Source organism: Streptomyces sp. Isolate_45 (assembly GCF_024721315.2).
Taxonomy (GTDB): domain Bacteria; phylum Actinomycetota; class Actinomycetes; order Streptomycetales; family Streptomycetaceae; genus Streptomyces.
Window position 1 is genome coordinate 24,830 of the sequence record NZ_JANFAK020000027.1, and the last position, 22,468, is coordinate 47,297.

A 22,468-nucleotide genomic window follows, 5' to 3' on the forward strand; every position below is an offset into this window, starting at 1 on the left:
CGTCAGGCCGTCTCGACCACGAGGCGCTCGACGGCGCTGATGGCCTCCGGTACGGCGGCCGCGTTCTGGCCACCGCCCTGGGCGACGTCGGGCTTGCCGCCGCCACCACCACCGAGGGTCTTGGCGGCCGCGCGGACCAGGTCGCCGGCCTTGAGACCCCGCTCGCGGGCCGCCTCGTTGGTGGCGATGACGGTCAGCGGGCGGTCGTTCGCCACGGTGAACAGGGCCACCACGGCCGGGCGGTCGCCCTGGATGCGGCCGCGCACGTCGAGGACGAGCCTGCGCAGGTCGTCGGCGCCCGTGCCGTCCGGCACCTGGCCGACGACGAGGGCGACGCCGTGGATGTCCTGGGCGTTCTGCGCGAGACCGGCGGCGGCCTGGAGGACCTTCTCCGCGCGGAACTTCTCGATCTCCTTCTCGGCGTCCTTCAGCTTGCCGAGCATGGAGGCGATCTTCTCCGGGAGCTCCTCGGGACGGCCCTTGACCAGCTCCTGGAGCTGGGCGACGACCGTGTGCTCCTTGGCGAGGAAGTTGTACGCGTCCACGCCCACCAGGGCCTCGACGCGGCGCACGCCGGAACCGATGGAGGATTCGCCGAGCAGCTTCACCAGGCCCAGCTGGGCGGTGTTGCCGACGTGCGTACCGCCGCACAGCTCCTTGGAGAAGTCGCCGATGGTGACGACGCGCACGCGCTCGCCGTACTTCTCGCCGAACTCGGCGATGGCGCCCTGCTTCTTCGCCTCGTCGATGCTCATGATCTCGGCGGTGACGTCGAGCTCGCGCGACAGCACGTCGTTGATCTTCTGCTCGACGTCGGTGAGGACCGAGCCGGGGACGGCGTTCGGCGAGCCGAAGTCGAAGCGGAAGCGGCCGGGAGAGTTCTCGGAGCCGGCCTGGGCGGCCGTCGGGCCGAGCGCGTCGCGCAGCGCCTGGTGCGTCAGGTGGGTGGCCGAGTGGGCGCGGGCGATGGCCCGGCGGCGGTGGATGTCGATGGCGGCGTACGCGGAGGCGCCGACCGTCACCTCGCCGACCTGGACGGAGCCCTTGTGCACGGAGACACCGGGGACCGGCTGCTGGACGTCGCGGACCTCGATCACGGCGCCGGAGTCGAGCCGGATCCGGCCCTGGTCGGCGAGCTGGCCGCCGCCCTCGGCGTAGAACGGGGTGCGGTCGAGGACGACCTCGACCTCGTCGCCCTCGGTGGCGGCCGGCGAGGAGACGCCGTTGACCAGCAGGCCGACGATGGTGGACTCGCCCTGGGTGGTGGCGTAGCCGGTGAACTCGGTGGCGCCGGAGCCGTCGGCGATCTCGCGGTAGGCGGACATGTCCGCGTGGCCGGTCTTCTTGGCCTTGGCGTCGGCCTTGGCCCGGTCGCGCTGCTCCTGCATGAGGCGGCGGAAACCGGGCTCGTCCACGGCGAGGCCCTGTTCCGCGGCCATCTCCAGGGTGAGGTCGATCGGGAAGCCCCAGGTGTCGTGGAGCAGGAACGCCTTGTCGCCGGAGAGGACGGTGCCGCCGGCGGCCTTGGTCTCCGTCACGGCGCTGTCGAGGATGTTCGTACCGCCCTTGACGGCCTTGAGGAAGGCGGCCTCCTCGGCGAGCGCGACGGTCTCGATGCGCTTGCGGTCGGTGATCAGCTCCGGGTACTGGGCGCCCATCGTGTCGATCACGACGCCGATGAGGTCCTGGACGACCGGGCCGGTGGCGCCCATGAGGCGCATGTTGCGGATGGCGCGGCGCATGATGCGGCGCAGGACGTAGCCGCGGCCCTCGTTGCCGGGGGTGACGCCGTCGCCGATGAGCATGGCGGAGGTGCGGATGTGGTCGGCGACCACGCGGAGCGAGACGTCGGTGCCCTGGGCGGCGCCGTAGCGCACGCCGGTCAGCTCGGTGGCCTTGTCCATGACCACGCGCAGGGTGTCGGTCTCGTACATGTTCTGCACGCCCTGCAGGATCATGGCGAGACGTTCCAGGCCGAGGCCGGTGTCGATGTTCTTCGACGGCAGGTCGCCGAGGATCGGGAAGTCCTCCTTCCCGTCGCCCGCGCCGCGCTCGTACTGCATGAAGACCAGGTTCCAGATCTCCACGTAGCGCTCGTCGTTGACGGCCGGGCCGCCCTCGACGCCGAACTCGGGACCGCGGTCGTAGTTGATCTCCGAGCACGGGCCGCAGGGGCCGGGGACGCCCATGGACCAGAAGTTGTCCTTCTTGCCCAGGCGCTGGATGCGCTCGGCGGGGACGCCGATGACGTCGCGCCAGATCTGCTCGGCCTCGTCGTCGTCGAGGTAGACGGTGATCCAGAGCTTCTCGGGGTCCAGGCCGTAGCCGCCGTCCGCCACGGAGCTGGTGAGCAGCTCCCAGGCGTACTTGATGGCGCCTTCCTTGAAGTAGTCCCCGAAGGAGAAGTTGCCGCACATCTGGAAGAACGTGCCGTGGCGGGTGGTCTTGCCGACCTCTTCGATGTCCGGGGTGCGGACGCACTTCTGCACGCTGGTGAGCGTGGACGCGGGCGGCTTGACCTCGCCCAGGAAGTACGGCTTGAACGGCACCATGCCCGCGGGCACCAGCAGCAGAGTCGGGTCGTCCGCGATGAGCGACGCCGAAGGGACAACGGTGTGACCGCGCTCCTCGAAGAAGCTCAGCCAGCGGCGGCGGATTTCAGCCGACTCCATCAGTGGTCCTCATTCCGGTCGTACGAAAACTTCGGTCGGTGGTTGTTCTTGTCGTGCCCGATGGCCCGCATCCGCCGCGGCCCGGGGAGGGCGGTGACGTTGTGGGGGGCATCGGGGTCCTGGGTCAGCCCCAGTGCGTCGTTCAGCTCGTCCTCGCGCTGCGTCATTCCCGCCTTGACGTCGAGGGCGAAGTCCTTGAGGCGGTGCCCCGCCTCCACGGCCTTGTCGGCGGCCTGGGCGGCGAGGCTCTCCGGCGTCAGCTTCTTGAGCCGGCGGTTGACCTTGGTGGTGGCCCACACGCCGGCGGCGGCGCCTGCGGTGAACCAGAAGGCTCGGCGGAACATCGGCGGTCTCAGCCCTTCTGCTTCCGGCGGCGGGGCGTCGGCACCGTACGGCCGACGATCACGGTGCGCCGGGACGTCTTCTGCGGTTCGCGGCCGGTCGCCGCGGTGTCCGTACGGCCGAGGGCCCGGCGGACGCCGTAGCCGAAGGCCGCGACCTTGACCAGCGGTCCGCCGAAGGTGGAGGCCACGGTGGAGGACAGGGCGGAGGCGTTGGAGGTGACCTCCTGCACGTCGCTGGCGATGGCGTCGACCCGGTCGATCTGGGTGCGCGCGGAGCGGACGGTGGTGGAGGCGTCCGCGAGCAGCGGAACGGCCTGCTCCGTCACGTCGGCCACCAGCTTCGTCGTCGCCTTCAGCACCTGGGCGAGCCTCACCAGTACGACGGCGAGGAAGGAGACCAGGATGGCCCAGAAGACGGCCACGAGGATCCCGGCCACCTCTCCACCGGACACGATGCACCGCTCCCTGAATCTGAAAACCTACGGAGAAAAGTCTCCTCCGACCCTATCGCGCCGGAGATCCGCCGCAGTACCGGAATTCCCGGGCCGGCGTGATCGCCTTGTACGCAGCGCACCCGGACCAGTACCCTCCGTGTCCCATGCGACAGAGACCCTTCCGAATCAGGACCCGGGGCAATCTTCCCTCGGAGCTCAGCGGGTTCGTCGGGCGGGGTGGCGAACTGGCCCGACTGGCGCGGCTCCTGGATTCCGCCCGGCTGGTGACGGTCACCGGGGTCGGCGGGGTGGGCAAGTCCCGACTGGCCCTGGCGGCGGCCCGTGCGGCCGCCGGCGGACCGCCGTACGCAACGCCCGTGGAAGGGGCGGGGCCGGGACCGCAGGAACGCTACTTCGACGGCGTGTGGTTGGCCGAGCTGTCCTGCGTACGGGATCCGGCGTTGCTGGAGTTCACCCTCGCCGAGGCGCTCGGGCTGACGGACCACACCACGCGGCCGCCCCGGACGGTGCTGGCCGAGCACCTGGCGGGGCGGCGACTGCTGCTGGTCGTGGACGGCTTCGAGCAGTTGGTCGAGGAGACGGCCGAGCTGCTGGCGGAGCTGCTGCGCCGCTCCCCCGGTCTGCGGGTGCTCGCGGCGGGCCGGCGCACGCTCGCGGTGGAGGGCGAGCAGGTCTTCCCACTGGCCCCGCTGGAGCCCGCCGGGGCCCTGGAGCTGCTGGTCGGGCGGGCGACGGCCGCCGACCCGGCCTTCGCGGTGACGGAGGCGAACCGGCCGCTGCTGGTCGAGCTGTGCGCCCGGCTGGACGGGATCCCGCTGGCCCTGGAGTTGGCGGCGGGCCGGCTGCGGGCGCTGTCGCCCGCCCAGGTGCTGACCCGACTGGAGGACCGCTTCGCGCTGCTGACCGGCGGCGCGCGCGGGGCGCCGCCCCGGCACCGGGCGCTGAGGACGGCCATCGGGTGGAGCCACGAACTGTGCGCCCCCGGTGAGCGGCTGCTGTGGGCCCGACTGTCGGTCTTCGCCGGGCAGTTCGACCTGGACGCCGCCGAGTACGTGTGCGCGGGCCCCGACCTGCCGGTGGACTCCGTGCTCGACGTGATCGGCGAACTCCTCGCGCAGTCCCTGCTGGTCCGGGAGGAGACCCCGGCCGGGGTGCGCTACCGGATGCTGGAGACCGTGAGGCTGTACGGGGTGGGCTGGCTGGAGTCCCAGGGTGACGCCACCCGGCTGCGGCGGCGCCACCGGGACTGGTACATGGGCCTGGCCACCTGGTGCGAGCTGGATTGGTTCAGCCCGCGCCAGCAGGAGGTGGCGGCCCTCGTGGAGGCGGAGCTGCCGAACCTGCGCCTCGCCCTGGAGTGCTGCCTGGACGAGCCCGAGGAGCTGCACCTGGGCCAGTACCTGGCCGGCACCCTCTGGTTCTACTGGGCGGGCTGCGGCCGGCTCACGGAGGGGCGCCACTGGCTCGACCGGACCCTGGAGCCCGTCCCGGGCGGCGGGCAGGAGGAGTACGAGGGTTCCCGGCTCAAGGCGCTGTGGGTGCTCGGCTACGTGGCGGCGCTCCAGGGCGACGCGGTGGCGTCGATGAGCGCCCTGCACGAGTGCCGCGACGGCGCGCAGCGGTCCGGGAACCGGGTGGCGGCGGCGTACGCGGTGCACCGGATGGGCTGCCTCGCCCTGGTCTCGGACGACATGGCGCGGGCAGGGGAGCTGCTGGGCTCGGCGCTGGCCCTGTACCGGGAGGCCGGGGAGCTGAACAGCAACGTGCTGATGTGCCAGGTGGAGCTGGCGATGGCGATGGCGTTCCAGGGCGAGCTGGCGGCCGCGGCCACGCTGTGCGAGGAGGTCCGGGAGATCTGCGAGGACCGCGGGGAACGCTGGACGAAGGCGTACGCCCTGTACGTGTTGGCGTACGCGGCGCTGGACGCGGGGGACACGGCCGGTGCCCGGCGACTGCTGACCGAGTGCGTGACCGTCAACCACGCGTTCCGGGACCTGGTGGGGCTGGTGCTGGCGGTGGAGCTGCTGGCCCTGGTCACGGTCACCGAGGGCAGGCCCGCGGAGGCGGCGGTGCTCCAGGGCGCGGCGGAGCCGATGTGGGGCGGGGTCGGGCTGCGGTTGTTCGGCTCGGGGTACTTCAACGCGCCCCGGCTGATGTGCCAGGAGCGGGCCGGTGAGGCGCTCGGCCCCGAGCGGTACGCGGTGCACGCCGAGGAGGGGCGGCAGCTGAGCGTGGACGCCCTGGTCCTGCGGGCGCGCTGGGTGCCCGGTCGGGACGGGAGCCCGAGAACGGGAAAACCCGCCGCCCCCCGGAGGGGACGACGGGTTGACACCAGCCTGTGAGGGCTACGCCTGCCGACGGATCAGCGGGCGTAGTACTCGACGACGAGCTGCTCGTCGCAGATGACCGGGATTTCCTTGCGGTTCGGGTCACGGTCCAGGCGGAAGGCCAGGGCCTTCAGGTTGACCTGCAGGTAGCGCGGGGTCTCGCCCTCGCCTGCGTAGCCACCCTCACGGGCAACCTGGAACGGAACCTTCTCGCGGCTGCGCTCGCGCACGGTGATGACGTCGTCCGGGCGGACACGGAACGACGGCTTGTCGACCTTGTCACCGTTGACCTCGATGTGGCCGTGAACGACCATCTGGCGGGCCTGGTAGATGGTGCGGGCGATGCCCGAACGCAGGACCAGGGCGTCGAGGCGACGCTCGAGCTCGACGACAAGCGCCTCGCCCGTCTTGCCTTCGGCCTTCTTGGCGCGGTCGTACGCGCGGGCCATCTGACGCTCGGAGATGTCGTACTGAGCGCGCAGACGCTGCTTCTCCAGCAGACGAACCTTGTAGTCCGAGTTCTGCTTGCGGCCACGGCCGTGCTCGCCCGGCGGGTAGGGGCGGGCCTCGAAGTACTTGACGGCCTTCGGGGTCAGCGCAATGCCGAGGGCACGCGACTTCTTGACCTTGGGTCGCTTCTGGTTCACGTGGAACCTACCTCCATGTAAGTTAGGTGAGGCTTACCTTAGCGAGGAGGACGTAATGTCTCGACCACATGGGATCCCCCTGCCCAGTGCGCAGCGAAGTTCGGATTCCAACGAAACGGAATCCGCTTTCGACGACGATAGGCAAGGTCAGCCGCGTCCCAGGGAAGGCGTTCGGCAGCTCACCGGAGCCGAACGCGTACGAACCCTCGTAGAGTCCAACGCCTCAGTATCCCTCACCCTGCCGGGTGCTCGTGACAGTCACGAGTCCGAGGAGCTGGGGATGGGGATGCCGGCCGCACGGACCGTCACCCCGGACGGGGACGTGATTCTCCTTGTTTCCGGGGAATCCACGGCTGCCAGGGCAGCCGCTCACGCCCAGGACGACGACCTCACGGCCGTGATCGAGATCACGGACGTGGCGCCGGTGTCCGTGCCCCATCGTATCCGAGGCCGCGCGTGGCTGGCCGGGTGGCTGACGCCGGTGCGCGGGGACGACCGCGCGACCTGCGCCGCGCTGCTCGCGGAGCGGCGCCCGGTGGGCGAGCTACTGGGCATGTCCGAGTCCCTCGACGCGCCCCACACCGGCCGGCCGGCCTGGATGATGCTGCGCCTGGAGGTCGGCGAGATCTCGGTGGACGACCTGTGGGGTGCCGAGCACGTCGACCCCGAGGACCTCGCCGGGGTCGAGCCGGACCCGATGGTGGCGCACGAGACGGAGCTCCTCCAGCACCTGCACACCGCCCACGGCGACCGGATCGCGGATCTGTGCGGGCTGCTCGGGCCGCGCGAGGCCCAGGGCATGAGGGCCGTCCCGCTCGCCCTGGACCGTCTGGGTCTGCGCGTGCGCTTCAGCGGCGACGCCGAGGAGTCCTCCTTCGACGCCCGTTTCGACTTCCCCGAGCCGGTCACGGACATCTGCGGCCTGCGCCGCGCCATGCACACCCTCTTCTCGGCCGCGTCCCGCTAGGGCCTGGGCGGGGCAGGTCGCCAGCAGTTCCTCCAGCGCCGCCTTTTCGGGCGGCGTCACGGAGAGCCCGTACTTGGCCTTGATGCCTGTGTACCGGCGTCCGTACTCGCACCAGAACGCGCGCCGCGGCGGTTTCCACTTGTCCGCGGTCCTGCTGCCCTTGTCCTGGTTCGTCTGCTTGTCCACGGCGAGCAGCACGTCGAGGTCGTTGGCGTACTCCAGCCTGCGCCGCGGCGTCCAGGCGTACGCGCCGCCCCGCCAGGCGGCGCCGAGGGCGACCACGTGGTCGGTCTGGATCTGCGAGGCGCGCCGGTAGGAGTAGGGGAGCCGCGTGCCGGTGTACGGGTCGTCCAGGACTCCGGAGACCACCACGCAGGGGTTGCGGTCGCCCTCGCGCAGTTCGGTGAGGTCCCGCCGCAGGACGTCGTCACGGGTGTCGCAGCCGTTGCGGCCGCCGACGGCATCCGTCTCGTCCGACCAGTACCGGCCGAACTCCTCCCGCCGGTACGTCTGCCAGTTCTTGCCCCATTCGACCTTCAGCCCCGCCAGCCGCGCCTTCGCGCCGGCCGCGGAGGGTGGGAAGCCGGGGCTCGCCGTCGGGATCCGGGCGAGCGGCGCGGCCGTGCTGTTCCGTGGCCGGTCCGGCTCCTCGTGGTGGCAGCCGCCGATCAGCAGCAGCGTCGCCGTCGTCGTCGCGGCGATGAGCGGAGTACGGCGTCCCATGGCCCGGAGGGTATGCCCGGCCCCGGTGCGGAATCGGACGGCGCGCGACGCCCCGGGTCAGGACCCGCCGCGCAGCCGCTCCCGCACCTTGTCCACCACGTCCGCGTACCGGGCCTCGGCGCCGTAGCGGGTCGGCTCGTAGTACCGCTTGCCGTGGATCTCGTCCGGGGCGTACTGCTGCGCCGCGATGGCGCCCGGTACGTCGTGCGGGTAGACGTACCCCTGGGCGTGCCCGAGCTTCGCCGCCCCCTTGTAGTGCCCGTCGCGCAGGTGCGGCGGCACCGTGCCCGCCAGTCCGGCCCGTACGTCGGCCAGCGCGGCGCCGATCGCGGTGGTGGCGGTGTTCGACTTGGGGGCGAGCGCCAGGGCGATGGTGGCGTGCGACAGGGTCAGCGCCGCTTCCGGGAAGCCGATCATGGCGACGGCCTGGGCCGCGGCGACGGCGAGCTGCAGGGCCGTCGGGTCGGCCAGTCCGATGTCCTCGCTCGCGGAGATCATCAGGCGCCGGGCGATGAACCGGGGGTCCTCGCCCGCGTCGATCATCCGGGCCAGGTAGTGCAGCGCCGCGTCCACGTCGGAGCCGCGGATCGACTTGATCAGCGCGCTCGCCACGTCGTAGTGCTGGTCGCCGTCCTTGTCGTAGCGGACGGCCGCGCGGTCGACCGCCTCCTCGACGGTCTGCAGGGTGATCTCGCCCTCGCCCTTGGAGATGGCCGAGCCGGCCGCCGCCTCCAGTGCGGTGAGCGCCCGGCGGGCGTCGCCGCCGGCGATCCGCAGCAGGTGCGCCTCCGCGTCCGTCGGCAGGGTCACGGCTCCGTCGAGTCCCCGGTCCTCGGTCAGCGCGCGGCGCATCAGCGCGCTCAGGTCGCCGTCCGTCAGGGGTTCGAGGGTGAGCAACAGGGAGCGGGACAGCAGGGGGGAGATGATCGAGAAGTACGGGTTCTCCGTCGTCGCCGCGATCAGGGTGACCCAGCGGTTCTCCACTGCCGGGAGCAGGGAGTCCTGCTGGGCCTTGCTGAAGCGGTGGATCTCGTCGAGGAAGAGGACGGTGTCCTTGCCGTAGCCGCCGGCGGCCCGCTTGGCGCCCTCGATGACCGCGCGGACCTCCTTGACGCCCGCGGTGATCGCCGAGAGTTCCACGAAGCGCTTCTGCGTCGCCTGGCTGACCACGTAGGCGAGGGTCGTCTTGCCGATGCCGGGCGGCCCCCAGAGGATCACCGACGAGGCTCCGGCCGGTCCGCCCGCACCCTCCCCCACCAGTCGGCGCAGCGGCGATCCGGGCTTGAGGAGGTGTTGCTGCCCGACCACCTCGTCCAGGGTGCGGGGGCGCATCCGGACCGCCAGCGGCGAGGCAGACGGGTCCTTCGCCAGGCGTTCCTCGGCTGCGGCGGTGAAGAGGTCTGGTTCCACACCGAAAGCCTATGCGAGGCCACCGACAGTCCCGGCCGGACGGCTCAGGAGGTCCAGAAGTCCCACCAGCGGGTCAGGATCAGCATGCCGATGATCCCGACGTGCAGCACGGGCAGGACCCAGGTGAACTCGTCGAGGAAGCCGCGCAGCCAGGCGGGGGCGGGGAGCAGGCCCTGGCGCACGTTGTGCGAGGTCACGTACCAGAACATGAAGATCGTGGCGACCCAGGCCAGGCAGCACCACAGGCAGAGCGAGTTGATGTTGTACAGCGACTGGTAGGTGAGCCAGGCGCAGAAGACGACGCCGAACAGGGTGCCCGCGTTCAGGGTCAGCCAGTACCAGGGGCGAAAGCGCGCGCCGGCGAGCAGGCTCATGCCGACGCAGACGACCATGCCGTAGGCGACCAGTCCGAGCATGGGGTTCGGGAAGCCGAAGACGGCCGCCTGGTCGCTCTTCATGATGTTGCCGCAGGAGACGATCGGGTTCAGGCTGCAGCCCGGCGTGAAGTTCGGGTCCTCCAGCAGCTTGAACTTGTCGATCGTGATCACCCAGGCCGCGAGCAGGCCCGCGGCTCCCGTGATCACCAGCAGCAGCGCCAGGGCGCGGCTGCCGCCGAACGTCCGGGGGCCGGTTTCCGCGCCCGCACCTGTTGTCGTCATACCCGCCCGCTCCACATCTGCAAGGTCATCAAGCACCGGCCATTGTGCCGTACGGGGGTACCTGTCGGCCGTTCGATGGGGATAAGGACGCGGGGCGGTACGGGGACCACCGGTCCCCGTACCGCCCCGCGCAGGCGCGCCGTCGGTCAGGCCAGGCGGGCCTTGACCGCGGTCACCAGGTCGGCCAGGGCCACCGGGCCCTGTTCGCCGGACTCCATGTCCTTGAGCTGGACGACGCCCTCGGCGATGTCGCGGTCGCCCGCGACGACGGCGAAGCGGGCGCCGCTGCGGTTCGCGTCCTTCATGGCGCCCTTGAGCCCCTTGCCGCCGTAGGACATGTCGGCCGCGACGCCCTCCTTGCGCAGCTGCGTCACCAGTCCGAACACGGTCGCCTTGGCCTCGCCCAGGGCCACCGCGAACACCGTCGTCGCCGCCGGGATGTCCAGGGCGATGCCCTCGGCCTCCAGTGCCAGCACCGTGCGGTCCACGCCGAGCGCCCAGCCGACCGAGGGCAGCGCCGGTCCGCCGATCATCTCGGACAGGCCGTCGTAGCGGCCACCGCCACCGACGGCGGACTGCGAGCCCAGGCCGTCGTGGACGAACTCGAAGGTGGTGCGGGTGTAGTAGTCGAGGCCGCGCACCAGCTTCTCGTCGTCCTCGAAGGCCACTCCGGCGGCCGTGATCAGCGCCCGGACCTCCTCGTGGTACGTCTTGCAGGCGTCGCACAGGTAGTCGCGCAGCACGGGGGCGCCGACCAGCTGCTTCTGGACCTCGGGGCGCTTGTCGTCGAGGACGCGCAGCGGGTTGATCTCGGCCCTGCGGACGGTCTCCTCGTCCAGGTCCAGTCCGCCCAGGAACGCCTGGAGGGCCTCCCGGTAGACGGGACGGCACTCCTTGTCGCCGAGCGAGTTCAGCAGGATCCGGAAGTTCCGCAGGCCCAGGCCGCGGTAGGCCTGGTCGGCCAGGATGATCAGCTCGGCGTCGAGGGCCGGGTCCTCGGCGCCGATCGCCTCCGCGCCGACCTGCGAGAAGTGGCGGTAGCGGCCCTTCTGCGGGCGCTCGTAGCGGTAGTACGAGCCCGAGTACCAGAGCTTGGCCGGCAGGTTGCCCTGCTTGTGCAGGCTGGCCTCCAGGGCCGCGCGCAGCACGGAGGCGGTGCCCTCCGGGCGCAGGGCCAGGTTCGAGCCGCCCTTGGTGGTGAGGGTGAACATCTCCTTGGTGACGATGTCGGTGGACTCGCCGACACCGCGCGCGAAGAGGTTCACGTCCTCGAAACCGGGGGTCTCGATGTAGCCGTATCCGGCCGTGCGCAGCGGGGCGGAGATGGCCTCGCGGACCGCCAGGTACTTCGCCGAGTAGGGCGGGATCAGGTCGTACGTGCCCTTGGGGGCCTTGAAGGTGCTCACGGAGCTCTCGTCACATTCCTCGTCGTGGAGCGGCTTTCGGGTCCGCTGCCAGGCCGGCGGCGACCTCCCGCAGGTACGGGTTGGTCGTCCGCTCGCGGCCGATGGTGGTCTGGGGGCCGTGGCCGGACAGCACCACGGTGGAGTCGTCGAGCGGCAGGCACACGCGGGCCAGCGATTCGAGCATCTCGGCGTGGGAGCCGCCGGGCAGGTCGGTGCGTCCGATGGAGCCGGCGAAGAGCAGGTCGCCCGAGAAGAAGACCGGCGGAACGTCGGCCGACTCGGGCATCCTGAAGGCCACCGACCCCTTGGTATGCCCGGGCGCGTGCGCCACGGAGAACTCCATCCCGGCGAGCTTCAGGCTGCTGCCGTCGGTGAGCTCGCGGACGTCGTCCGGCTCCCCCACGGTCAGCTCCCCCATGAGCGGCATCCCGATGGAACGGCCGAGGGCCTTCTCCGGGTCGCTCATCATGTAGCGGTCCTCGGGGTGGATCCAGGCCGGTACGTCGTGTGCCCCGCACACCGGGACCACCGAGGCGACGTGGTCGATGTGGCCGTGGGTGAGGACGACCGCGACGGGCTTGAGCCGATGCTTCTTCAGCGTCTCCTCGACTCCCTGGGCCGCTTGGTGGCCCGGGTCGATGATCACGCACTCCTCACCCGCGGCGGGGGCGACCAGGTAGCAGTTGGTCCCCCAGGCCCCGGCGGGGAACCCGGCAATCAGCACGTTCGTCCTCAATCGTCGTCCGGCGGGAGGCAGCGGATCGGAATCTGCTGCTCAGAGCCTACCGGCGCCGCTCATTACACAGCGAACCCATATACGGTACGGCCTAACCCAGCCCGGACAGCGGTACCAGAGACGCACAAGGAGACGACCCGGTGGTCACGAGCGATCAGCGTCGGCGACAGCTCGCCAGGGAGAAGTACGAGCGCCAGCAGCAGCGCAGGGCGGAGGCCCGGCGCAAGTCGAGGCAGCGGCTGGCCGTGATCGGCGCGGCCGCGGCCGTGGTGGTGGCCACTCTGGTGGGCCTCATCGCGGGCGGTGTCTTCGACAGCGAGGACAAGACCGTCGAGCCGGCGGCGGACGCGTCCCCCTCGGCCTCGCCCACTCCCACGCCCAAGCAGTCGCCGCCGGCGATGGCGATCGACGACAAGGCGAAGTACACCTTCGACCTGAAGACGAGCGCCGGCGCGATCAAGTTCGAGATGGACGCGGCGAAGACCCCGCAGACCGTGAACTCGTTCAAGGCACTGGCCGACAAGGGCTTCTTCGACAACACGAAGTGCCACCGCCTGGTGACCGGCGGGATCTTCGTCCTGCAGTGCGGTGACCCCGAGGGCACCGGTTCCGGCGGCCCGGGCTACAACATCCCGGACGAGAACCTGGACGCGCTCGGCAAGCCGAACGAGCAGGGTCAGGTCATCTACCCGGCGGGCACCGTCGCGATGGCCAACACGGGTCAGCCCGGAACCGGCGGCAGCCAGTTCTTCCTGGTCTACAAGGACAGCCCGCTGGCCCCCCAGTACACGCCCTTCGGCAAGATCGACCCGGCCGGGGTGAAGGTCCTGGAGGAGGTCGCCAAGGCCGGTACGGCGACCGGAACCCCGGACGGCGCTCCGAAGACCCCCGTGACCATCGAGAAGGGCACGGTCACCAAGAACTGACCGGTCCGGCGACCGTCGGGCCGGGCCGGCCCGCCTCCGGCGGGTCTCCCGTACGTCGATATTCCGTCGTGCGGGATGCGGACAGCCGACCCGGCGGTCGCCTATGTTGGCGTTGTGCAGGGCGGGCGCTGCCCGCCCCAGGAAACTGTGGACGATGCCCGGGGGGCGAACCCCCTCGACGGCATCAGGTGGAGGAGGCGCTGTGAGCAGCGACCCGTGGGGCCGAGTCGACGAGACCGGCACCGTGTACGTGCGTACTTCCGAGGGCGAGCAGGTCGTCGGCTCGTGGCAGGCGGGCACCCCTGAGGAGGCCCTGGCCTACTTCGAGCGCAAGTACGAGGGCCTGGTGGTCGAGATCGGCCTCCTCGAACGGCGGGTGCGGACCACCGATCTGTCCGCCAAGGACGCCCAGACGGCCATCGAGCACCTGCGGACGCAGGTGGACGAGCACCACGCCGTGGGCGACCTGGCGGCGCTGCGCGTGCGGCTCGACAAGTTGGTGTCGACCGTCGACTCGCGGCGCGAGGAGCGCAAGGTCCAGAAGGCCAAGCAGGCGGACGAGGCCCGCACGGCCAAGGACGCGCTGGTGACCGAGGCCGAGCAGCTGGCGCAGAGCGACCAGTGGCGCTCGGCGGGCGAGCGGCTGCGGGCGCTCGTCGACATCTGGAAGGGTCTGCCGCGGCTGGACCGCAAGTCGGACGACGAGCTGTGGCACCGCTTCTCGCACGCCCGGTCCGCCTTCTCCAAGCGCCGCAAGGCGCACTTCGCCGCGCTGGACGCCCAGCGCGAGGACGCGCGCAAGGCCAAGGAGAAGCTGGTCGCGGAGGCCGAGTCGCTGTCGAAGTCGACGGACTGGGGTCCGACGGCCGCCCGCTACCGCGAACTGATGGACAGTTGGAAGGCTGCCGGCCGGGCGCAGCGCGAGTCCGAGGACGACCTGTGGAACCGCTTCCGCGGCGCGCAGGACGTGTTCTTCGCGGCGCGCGGCGAGGTCTTCGCCGAGCGGGACGCCGAGCAGATCGAGAACCTGAAGCTGAAGGAGGAGCTGGCCGTCGAGGCGGAGAAGCTCGTCCCGGTGACGGACCTGAAGGCGGCCCGCGCCGCGTTCCGCTCGCTGAACGAGCGCTGGGAGGCCATCGGCCACGTACCGCGGGACGCCCGTCCCAAGGTCGAGGGTCGGATGCACACCGTGGAGCGCGCCATCCAGGAGGCCGAGGAAGGCGAGTGGCGGCGGACGAACCCGGAGGCCCGGGCGCGTGCCGCCGGTCTGACGGGTCAGCTCCAGGCGGCCGTCGACAAGCTGCGCGCACAGGTCGACGCCGCCCGCGCGGCGGGCAACAACGCGAAGGCCGACAAGCTGGCCCGTGAGCTGGAGGGCCGGCAGGCCCTGCTGGACCAGGCGCTGAAGGGCCTTGAGGAGTTCGGCGGCTGAGTTCGGCGGCTGAGTCCACGGGCTCCGTCGGGTACGAAGTGATGGGCATCACCGGAATCGTCCGGTGGTGCCCATCCGCTGTGTGATCCTCATCGTGGGTCACCGATTCGTCACGTGGTTTCCATACAGGGTGCGCACCGACAGCACCTGACCCCTGTGTACCGTTGTGCGGTGCCGCAGATGGCGGCCCACCATCGGGCGACGAGCAGGATCGAATGTGACGCATACCCAGATACGCGCCGAAGTCCCGGACTCGGTGGCCGTTTCCACACCGCTCGGGGGCACGGGGGATTCCGGGCTCCGAGGTGTCGGACGGCGCGTACTCGCCAGCCTCCTGCGGGCCCGCAAGGCGCTGCTGATCCACGTCGCGCTCCGGGCCACCGGACTGGCCGTCATGGCCGTCTGGGCCGAGCGCAAGGACGTGCGGCCCCTGGAGATCCTGGGCGGGCGCTGGGACGCGGTCTACTACCTGCACATGGCCCAGAACGGTCTGACGACCCCGATGCCGAACCCCTCGCCGTGCGGGTTCGCGGGGCCGGACTGCCAGCTCGCGTTCTTCCCGGTCTACCCGATGCTGATCCGGTACACCTCGTACGTCACGGGACTGCCCATGAACTGGGTGGCGATGGGCCTCGCGCTCCTCGCCTCGGTCGTCGCCGCCTGGGGCATCTTCGCCGTCACCGACCGGATCTACGGCCGCCGCGTCGCACTGTTCACCTGCGCCCTGTTCGCGATCGTGCCGGCCGCGCTGGTCCAGTCGATGGCGTACACCGAGCCGCTGTTCCTCGCCCTGGCGGTCTGGGCGATGTACGCCGTGATGACGAGGTCCTGGCTGACGGCGGGCGTGCTGGCCTTCGTCGCGGGTGCCACCCGCCCGTCGGGGTCGGCCATCGTCGCGGCGGTGGTGCTGGCCGGGGTGTGGGAGTACGTGCAGTGGCTGCGCAAGCGCCGTGCGAAGCGGCCCCCGGTCGGCCGGATCGTGGCGGCCTCGCTGATCGCCCCGCTGGGCTGGTTCGGCTACGTGGGGTATGTGGGTTGGTACTTCGGGCAGTGGAACGGCTACTTCGAGCTCCAGCGGCGGTGGGGTTCCGTTTTCGACGGTGGCTTCGACACCTTGGTGGGGCTGAAGAAGACGTTCACCGAGGTGCAGACGACCCTCAACCACGTCGTCGTCTCGCTGACCGTGGTCACGGCCGTGGTGCTGTTCGTCCTGATGACGCGCAAGCACCGGCCCCCGATGGTCGTATGGATCTACACCGCCATGATCTTGCTGATATCGCTGGGCGGCGGGGGGGAGTACTACTTCTCGAAGATGCGCTTCATCATGCTGGCGTTCCCGCTGCTGTTCCCGTTCGCGCTGGCGCTCGCGAGGGCCCGCCGCGCCACGGTGCTGTGGATCGTCGGACCGACCGCGGTCGTCTCCGCGCTCTTCGGGGGCAACCTGTCCTTCGTCTGGTGGGGTTCCCCCTGATCCGGACGTCCGGAAGCCGTCGGTCCGTCCCGGTGTGAGGTACGAGAGCGGGCGCCACCCCCCCGGGGGGTGGCGCCCGCTCTCGTGTCCGCCGGTACTGCCGCGCCCGGACCGCGCTACGGCCTGCGGGCCGAGGTCACGCGGTAGACGTCGTACACGCCCTCGACTCCGCGGACCGCCTTCAGGACGTGGCCCAGGTGCTTCGGGTCGCCCATCTCGAAGGTGAACCGGGAGGTCGCCACCCGGTCGCGCGAGGTCTGCACGGCCGCGGAGAGGATGTTCACGTGCTGGTCCGACAGGACGCGGGTGACGTCCGACAGCAGCCGGGACCGGTCCAGCGCCTCGACCTGGATGGCGACCAGGAAGACGGAGGACTGGGTGGGCGCCCATTCCACTTCCAGCATCCGCTCGGGCTGCTGGGAGAGGGAGTCGACGTTGACGCAGTCCGCGCGGTGAACCGATACGCCACTGCCCCGGGTGACGAAGCCGATGATCGGGTCGCCCGGCACCGGGGTGCAGCAGCGGGCCAGCTTGACCCATACGTCGTCGACGCCCTTGACCACCACGCCGGGATCGGCGTTGCCCCGCCGCTTGCTGCGGCCGCGGGCCGGCGGGATGCTCTCCTCCATGTCCTCGTTGGCCGCGTCCTCGCCACCGAGGGCCTGCACCAGTTTCTGCACGACGCCCTGCGCGGCCACGTGGCCCTCGCCGATCGCCGCGTACAGCGAGGAGATGTCGGGGTAGCGCATCTCGTGGGCGAGCGTGACGAGGGAGTCGCCGGTCAGGATGCGTTGGATCGGCAGGTTCTGCTTGCGCATGGCCCGCGCGATGGCGTCCTTGCCGTGCTCGATGGCCTCGTCGCGGCGCTCCTTGGAGAACCAGCCGCGGATCTTGTTCCGGGCCCGGGGCGACTTGACGAAACCGAGCCAGTCCCGGGACGGGCCGGCGCCCTCGGCCTTGGAGGTGAAGACCTCGACCAGGTCGCCGTTGTCGAGGGTCGATTCGAGCGGTACCAGCCGTCCGTTGACCCGCGCCCCTATGGTCCGGTGGCCGACCTCGGTGTGGACGGCGTACGCGAAGTCCACGGAGGTCGCGCCGGCGGGCAGCGCGATGACGTCGCCCTTGGGCGTGAAGACGAAGACCTCGTTGCGGGAGAGGTCGAAGCGCAGCGAGTCGAGGAACTCGCCCGGGTCCTCGGTCTCCTTCTGCCAGTCGAGCAACTGCCGCAGCCAGGCCATGTCGTTGACGGTGTCCTGGCCGGCGCTGCCCTTGGCCGCCTGCGGGACGTCGGTGCGGACCTTGGAGGTGCCGGCGACGGTCTGCTGCTTGTACTTCCAGTGCGCGGCGATGCCGTACTCGGCGCGGCGGTGCATGTCGAAGGTGCGGATCTGCAGTTCGACCGGCTTGCCGCTGGGCCCGATGACCGTCGTGTGCAGCGACTGGTACATGTTGAACTTGGGCATCGCGATGTAGTCCTTGAACCGGCCGGGGACCGGGTTCCAGCGCGCGTGCACCGTGCCGAGGGCCGCGTAGCAGTCCCGGACGGTGTCCACGAGGACGCGGATGCCCACCAGGTCGTAGATCTCCGCGAAGTCACGGCCGCGGACGATCATCTTCTGGTAGACGCTGTAGTAGTGCTTGGGGCGCCCCGTGACCGTGGCCTTGATGCGGGCGGCCCGCAGGTCCGTCATCACCTCGTCGGTGACGACGGCCAGGTACTCGTCGCGCTTGGGGGCGCGCTCGGCGACCAGCCGCACGATCTCGTCGTACATCTTGGGGTAGAGGATCGCGAAGGCGAGGTCCTCCAGCTCCCACTTGATGGTGTTCATGCCGAGGCGGTGGGCCAGCGGCGCGTAGATCTCAAGGGTCTCGCGGGCCTTCTTCTCCTGCTTCTCCCGCTTGAGGTACCGCATGGTGCGCATGTTGTGCAGGCGGTCGGCGAGCTTGATGACCAGGACCCGGGGGTCCTTGGCCATGGCGACGACCATCTTGCGGACGGTCTCGGCCTGGGCGGCCTCGCCGAACTTGACCCGGTCCAGCTTGGTGACGCCGTCGACAAGCAGGGCGACGGCGTCGCCGAAGTCGCGGCGCAGCTGCTCCAGGCCGTACTCGGTGTCCTCGACGGTGTCGTGCAGCAGGCCCGCCATGAGCGTCGCGGGGTCCATGCCGAGCTCGGCGAGGATGGTGGTCACCGCGAGCGGGTGGGTGATGTACGGGTCGCCGCTCTTGCGCTTCTGGCCCCGGTGCCAGCGTTCGGCGACCTGGTAGGCCTGCTCGATCTGGCGCAGGGTCTCCGTCGAGATCTTCGGGTCGTTGCTGCGGACTATGCGGAGCAGGGGTTCCAGTACCGGGTTGTACGGGTTGGAACGCTGCACGCCGAGGCGGGCCAGCCGGGCGCGCACCCGGTTGGAGGAACCGGCCTGCTTCGCCGGAGCGGGCTTGACCGGCGGGGCCGGCGGCGGCGGCGGGGGCGTGGCGGCGGCCGCCGCGGCCGGCTCGGCCTGCGGGTCGGGCTGCGCGGCGGAGAGTGGCTGGACCTCGTCTGGCAAGAGCGCTCCTCATGCGGATCCGGGGCCCCGGTCAGGTCCGGATAACCCATGGTAGCGAGGGTTGCGCCCGCCCGTTCCCCCGCGCCCGTCCCTCGGGACGCCGCCCTCGCGGCCTCCCTCCCCGGCAACGAACGGAAGCGGCGGGCCCCCGGGAGGTTCCGGGGGCCCGCCGCTCCGGCAGGTACTGCTGGGGGCGTTGCCGCGGGGCAGCTCGTGGCTCAGACCACGATCAGGGCGTCCAGCGGGGCGCCCGCGAGGGCGTCCGTCAGCCGGGCCCGGCCCGGGAGGAACGAGAGCTCCATCAGGACCGCGACGCCCGCGACCTCCGCGCCGGCCCGCCGGATCAGCTCCAGCGAGGCTCCGGCGGTGCCGCCGGTGGCGAGGACGTCGTCGATGACCATGACCTTGTCACCGGCCGTGAGGTCCTCCGCGTGGACCTCGATCTCCGCCGTGCCGTACTCCAGCTCGTAGGACTGCGCGAGCGTGGCGCCCGGCAGCTTCCCGGCCTTGCGGACCGGCACGAAGCCGATGCCCGCCTGCACGGCGACCGGGGCGGCCAGGATGAACCCGCGCGCCTCCAGGCCGACGATCTTCGTCGCGCCGTACCGGGCCGCCAGCTCCGCCAGCGCGTCCGTCAGGGCCGCGAAGGCCTTCGGGTCGGCCAGCAGCGGGGTGATGTCCTTGAACATCACACCCGGCTTCGGGTAGTCCGGTACGTCCTTGATCCGGCTGAGCAGCAGCTCGCGGACCTCGGGGGAACAGGAGGTCACCGGCGCCGCCTCCCGTTGCCGCCGGAGACGGCCTCGGAGGAGTCGCCGGGCTCGGCGCCCTCGTCCCCGTCGACCGGCTCGCCCTTGGCCGCGGCGGCCGCGCGCTTGGCGAGGACCCGCTTCTTGAGCGCCTTCATCGCCGGCTCGCGCTCCTTCAGGTCCACGACCAGCGGGGTCGCGATGAAGATCGAGGAGTACGCACCGGCCGCGAGGCCGACGAACAGCGACAGCGAGATGTCGTTGAGCATGCCCGCGCCCAGGAAGCCGCCACCGATGAACAGCAGGGCGGCGACGGGGAGCAGGGCCACGACCGTGGTGTTGATCGAGCGGACCAGCGTGCCGTTGATGCTGCGGTTGGCGATCTCGCTGAAGGTGTAGCGGGTCTGCTTCGTGATGTCCTTCGACCCCTCCTTCAGACCGTCGAAGACGACGACGGTGTCGTAGAGGGAGTAACCGAGGATGGTCAGCAGACCGATGACCGTGCCCGGGGTGACCTCGAACCCGACCAGCGCGTACACGCCGACCGTGATGGTGAGGTCGTGGATCAGGGCGATCAGCGCGGCCACGGCCATGCGCCACTCGAAGGCGATGGCGAGGTAGATCACCACGAGGATCATGAAGATGCCGAGGCCGGTCCAGGCCTTGTTGGCGATCTGCTCGCCCCAGCTCGGTCCCACGAGGTCGGCGTTGATGTCCGCCGCGTTGACCTTGAGGTCGGTGGCGAGCTTGCCCTTGACGTCGGCGGCGGCCGCGGTGTCCAGACCTGAGATCTGGATGCGCATGCCACCGGAGCCGAGCTCCTGGACGATCGCGTCGTGGCCGGAGATCTTCTCCGCGGCCTCGGTCGCGTGGGCGACGGAGGCGGTCGTCTTCGGGGTGGTGAAGACGGCACCGCCCTTGAACTCGATGCCCATGTTGAGGCCCTGGACGGCCAGGGCGACGATCGCCGTGATGGTGATCAGGATGGAAACGCCGTACCAGAGAAAGCGCTTGCCGACGAAGTCGTAGCCGACCTCACCGCGGTACAGCCTGGCGCCGAGATCTCCCAGCTTCGACATCTCTCACGCCTCCTTTGCGTCGACGGGGGCGGGTACGGGACCGGTGCGGCGGGATCCGCGCAGCGGCGGCTTGGCACCGAGCCGCTTGGGGTCGAGCCCGGACCACGGGTGACCGCTCGAGAAGAACTTCGTGCGGGCCAGCAGCGTCATGATCGGCTTGGTGAAGAGGAACACCACGACCACGTCGAGCAGGGTCGTCAGACCCAGTGTGAAGGCGAAGCCCTGGACCTTGCCCACCGTGACGATGAACAGCACCGCCGCGGCGAGGAAGGACACGAAGTCCGACACCAGGATGGTGCGCCGGGCACGCGGCCACGCGCGCTCGACGGCCGGACGCAGGGTGCGGCCCTCGCGGATCTCGTCCCGGATGCGTTCGAAGTACACGATGAACGAGTCCGCAGTGATGCCGATCGCCACGATGGCGCCGCAGACCGCCGGCAGGTTGAGGGCGAAGCCGATGCCCTTGCCGAGGAGCGACATGATCGTGTAGGTCAGCACCGCGGACACCAGGAGGCTGATGATCGCGATGAAGGCCAGACCGCGGTAGTAGACCAGCAGGTAGATCACCACGAGGGCGAGGCCGATGGCGCCGGCGATGAGGCCGGCCTTCAGCTGCTCGCCGCCGAGGGCGGGGGTGACGGTCGTGACGCTGTCCTCCTGGAAGGACAGGGGCAGGGCGCCGTAGGACAGCATGTTGCCCAGGTCCTGGGCGCTCTCCTGGGTGAAGCCGCCGGAGATCTCGGCGTTGCCGCCGGTCAGGGCCTGGCTGACGGAGGGGTCGGAGATGACCTTGCCGTCGAGGACGATCGCGAACTGGTTCTGCGGGGACTGCTTGGTGGCCAGCTCGCCGGTGATCTTGGCGAACTTGTCGGCGCCCTTGTCGGTGAACTGCATCTGGACGATCCAGCCGCCACCGCGCTGCGTGTCGACGACGCCCTTGGCGTCCTTGACGTCCTGGCCGTCGACCTGCGCCGGACCGAGGACCCACTTGAACCACTGGGTGTCACGCTGACCGCAGGCGATCATCGAGTCCTCGGGCTTGGCGCCCTGGCCGGCCGCGGTGCGCTGGGCCGGGTCGGTGCAGTCCAGCTCGGCGAACTTCTTCTGCAGGTCGGCGACCGCGGGGTCCACCGGCGGCGCGCTCGCGTCGGGGGACGCGGACGGGGAACCGGAGGCCGGGGCGGAGGGGGTCGCCTTGTTGTCGTCTGCCTTCTTCGACCCGCTCGCCGAGGGCGAGGGGGTGGGGGCGCTGGGGGCCTTGAGGGCCTCGCTGAGCGCACGGCCCTGGGAAGTGGCGCTGGACGACGGGGTGGCCGGTGCGGACGGCTTGCCGCTGCCCTCGGCCTTCGGCGGCGCGGAACCGCTCGCGGAGGGGCTCGGGGAGCCGCTCGGAGTGGCCTCGGGGGCGATCGGGGCGCCGTCGGCGACGGCGAGCACCGGACGGAAGTAGAGCTGCGCGGTGGTACCGACCTGCTCGCGCGCCTGCTGCTCGTTCACACCCTTGGGGATGTTCACGATGATGTGGTCGGTGCCCTGCGTCTGGACCTCGGCCTCCGAGACGCCGAGACCGTTGACACGGCGGTCGATGATGCCGACCGCGGTGTTCATGTTGGTCTCGTTGATGGCGTTCGGCTTGCCGGGCTCGCTCTTCGCCTTGAGCGTGATGCTCGTACCACCCGCGAGGTCGATGCCCAGGCGGGGAGTCGTCTGCTTCGAGAGGAACATCCCCGCGGTGAGCGCCACCATCGCGATCAGGATGAGGGCCAGGGCGCGCCCCGGCCTCCCCTGAGCCCCCGTGGGCCGCCGGCCCTTCTTCGGTGCTGCCACCTTGTCGTTTCTCCCTGTCCAACCGTCCCGCGCCGGGTCAGCGCGCGGACGGCCACGAAATGTGTGGTGGGGACCCCTGCCCCCCGCAG

The 22,468-nt window shown here is 70.7% G+C and carries 17 protein-coding genes and 1 pseudogene; 5 read left to right on the top strand and 13 right to left on the bottom strand.

All coding sequences use genetic code 11. From position 1 onward, the window contains the following. Positions 1 to 2: 2 nt before the first annotated feature. Genes alaS through NOD94_RS11800 form a run of 3 tightly spaced genes read right to left on the bottom strand, consistent with a single transcriptional unit; the run spans position 3 to position 3,468 of the window. Positions 3 to 2,672 carry an alanine--tRNA ligase gene (gene alaS, locus NOD94_RS11790; RefSeq protein WP_281205789.1) on the bottom strand — a complete coding sequence of 890 codons (2,670 nt, stop codon included), beginning with the start codon at positions 2,670 to 2,672 and terminating at the stop codon, positions 3 to 5. Continuing rightward, on the bottom strand, positions 2,672 to 3,016 hold the full coding sequence (locus NOD94_RS11795) for a DUF6167 family protein (RefSeq protein ID WP_281205790.1): 345 nt from the start codon (positions 3,014 to 3,016) through the stop codon (positions 2,672 to 2,674). The genes alaS and NOD94_RS11795 overlap by 1 nt, the downstream gene beginning before the upstream one ends. Before the next feature lie 8 nt (positions 3,017 to 3,024). Beyond that, on the bottom strand, positions 3,025 to 3,468 hold the full coding sequence (locus NOD94_RS11800; protein ID WP_281205791.1) for a DUF948 domain-containing protein: 444 nt from the start codon (positions 3,466 to 3,468) through the stop codon (positions 3,025 to 3,027). Between the two features lie 146 nt (positions 3,469 to 3,614). Between NOD94_RS11800 and NOD94_RS11805 the strand changes: the two genes are divergently transcribed. Then, the gene (locus NOD94_RS11805; RefSeq protein WP_281205792.1) at positions 3,615 to 5,813 is read left to right on the top strand and encodes an AAA family ATPase; all 2,199 of its coding nucleotides are present in this window, start codon (positions 3,615 to 3,617) and stop codon (positions 5,811 to 5,813) included. 20 nt (positions 5,814 to 5,833) lie between these two features. Here the strand turns inward: NOD94_RS11805 and rpsD are convergent, their stop codons facing one another. Continuing rightward, positions 5,834 to 6,445, bottom strand: a complete 612-nt coding sequence (rpsD, locus tag NOD94_RS11810; protein ID WP_008740451.1) for a 30S ribosomal protein S4 — start codon at positions 6,443 to 6,445, stop codon at positions 5,834 to 5,836. A 280-nt stretch (positions 6,446 to 6,725) separates the two neighbouring features. On the opposite strand from rpsD, the gene NOD94_RS11815 reads away from it, so the two are divergent. Then, positions 6,726 to 7,412, top strand: coding sequence for a DUF2470 domain-containing protein (locus NOD94_RS11815; RefSeq protein ID WP_281205793.1), 687 nt, complete (start codon positions 6,726 to 6,728; stop codon positions 7,410 to 7,412). A 45-nt stretch (positions 7,413 to 7,457) separates the two neighbouring features. On the opposite strand, the pseudogene NOD94_RS41400 reads toward NOD94_RS11815, so the two are convergent. The 5 genes and pseudogenes from NOD94_RS41400 to NOD94_RS11840 form a co-directional block, all read right to left on the bottom strand. Further along, a pseudogene (locus NOD94_RS41400) lies at positions 7,458 to 8,135 on the bottom strand (HNH endonuclease family protein); the annotation flags it as partial. Positions 8,136 to 8,192: 57 nt separating this feature from the next. Next, the gene (locus NOD94_RS11825) at positions 8,193 to 9,545 is read right to left on the bottom strand and encodes a replication-associated recombination protein A (RefSeq protein WP_281205795.1); all 1,353 of its coding nucleotides are present in this window, start codon (positions 9,543 to 9,545) and stop codon (positions 8,193 to 8,195) included. 44 nt (positions 9,546 to 9,589) lie between these two features. Beyond that, positions 9,590 to 10,204: a vitamin K epoxide reductase family protein gene (locus tag NOD94_RS11830; RefSeq protein WP_281205796.1), complete on the bottom strand. Its 615-nt coding sequence runs from the start codon at positions 10,202 to 10,204 to the stop codon at positions 9,590 to 9,592. Between the two features lie 146 nt (positions 10,205 to 10,350). Continuing rightward, positions 10,351 to 11,610, bottom strand: a complete 1,260-nt coding sequence (gene hisS / locus NOD94_RS11835; RefSeq protein ID WP_281205797.1) for a histidine--tRNA ligase — start codon at positions 11,608 to 11,610, stop codon at positions 10,351 to 10,353. Positions 11,611 to 11,620: 10 nt separating this feature from the next. After that, complete coding sequence (locus tag NOD94_RS11840; RefSeq protein WP_281205798.1) at positions 11,621 to 12,334, bottom strand: MBL fold metallo-hydrolase; 714 nt, start codon at positions 12,332 to 12,334, stop codon at positions 11,621 to 11,623. Positions 12,335 to 12,486: 152 nt separating this feature from the next. On the opposite strand from NOD94_RS11840, the gene NOD94_RS11845 reads away from it, so the two are divergent. The 3 genes from NOD94_RS11845 to NOD94_RS11855 all read left to right on the top strand — a co-directional run bounded on the left by NOD94_RS11845 (position 12,487) and on the right by NOD94_RS11855 (position 16,175). Continuing rightward, positions 12,487 to 13,272, top strand: coding sequence for a peptidylprolyl isomerase (locus NOD94_RS11845; RefSeq protein ID WP_281205799.1), 786 nt, complete (start codon positions 12,487 to 12,489; stop codon positions 13,270 to 13,272). Between the two features lie 202 nt (positions 13,273 to 13,474). After that, positions 13,475 to 14,704, top strand: a complete 1,230-nt coding sequence (locus NOD94_RS11850) for a DUF349 domain-containing protein (RefSeq protein WP_281205800.1) — start codon at positions 13,475 to 13,477, stop codon at positions 14,702 to 14,704. Positions 14,705 to 14,921: 217 nt separating this feature from the next. Beyond that, a complete protein-coding gene (locus NOD94_RS11855; protein ID WP_281205801.1) occupies positions 14,922 to 16,175 on the top strand; it encodes a glycosyltransferase family 39 protein in 1,254 nt (417 codons plus the stop codon). Between the two features lie 116 nt (positions 16,176 to 16,291). On the opposite strand, the gene NOD94_RS11860 is transcribed toward NOD94_RS11855, so the two are convergent. From NOD94_RS11860 to secD, 4 genes are all read right to left on the bottom strand, one after another. Further along, a complete protein-coding gene (locus NOD94_RS11860) occupies positions 16,292 to 18,724 on the bottom strand; it encodes a bifunctional (p)ppGpp synthetase/guanosine-3',5'-bis(diphosphate) 3'-pyrophosphohydrolase (RefSeq protein WP_281205802.1) in 2,433 nt (810 codons plus the stop codon). Positions 18,725 to 18,942: 218 nt separating this feature from the next. Further along, positions 18,943 to 19,494: an adenine phosphoribosyltransferase gene (locus NOD94_RS11865; RefSeq protein WP_281205803.1), complete on the bottom strand. Its 552-nt coding sequence runs from the start codon at positions 19,492 to 19,494 to the stop codon at positions 18,943 to 18,945. Beyond that, positions 19,491 to 20,552, bottom strand: a complete 1,062-nt coding sequence (gene secF, locus NOD94_RS11870; RefSeq protein ID WP_281205804.1) for a protein translocase subunit SecF — start codon at positions 20,550 to 20,552, stop codon at positions 19,491 to 19,493. Before secF ends, NOD94_RS11865 begins: the two co-directional genes overlap by 4 nt. A 3-nt stretch (positions 20,553 to 20,555) precedes the next feature. Next, positions 20,556 to 22,379, bottom strand: a complete 1,824-nt coding sequence (gene secD, locus NOD94_RS11875) for a protein translocase subunit SecD (protein WP_281205805.1) — start codon at positions 22,377 to 22,379, stop codon at positions 20,556 to 20,558. Positions 22,380 to 22,468 lie beyond the last annotated feature (89 nt).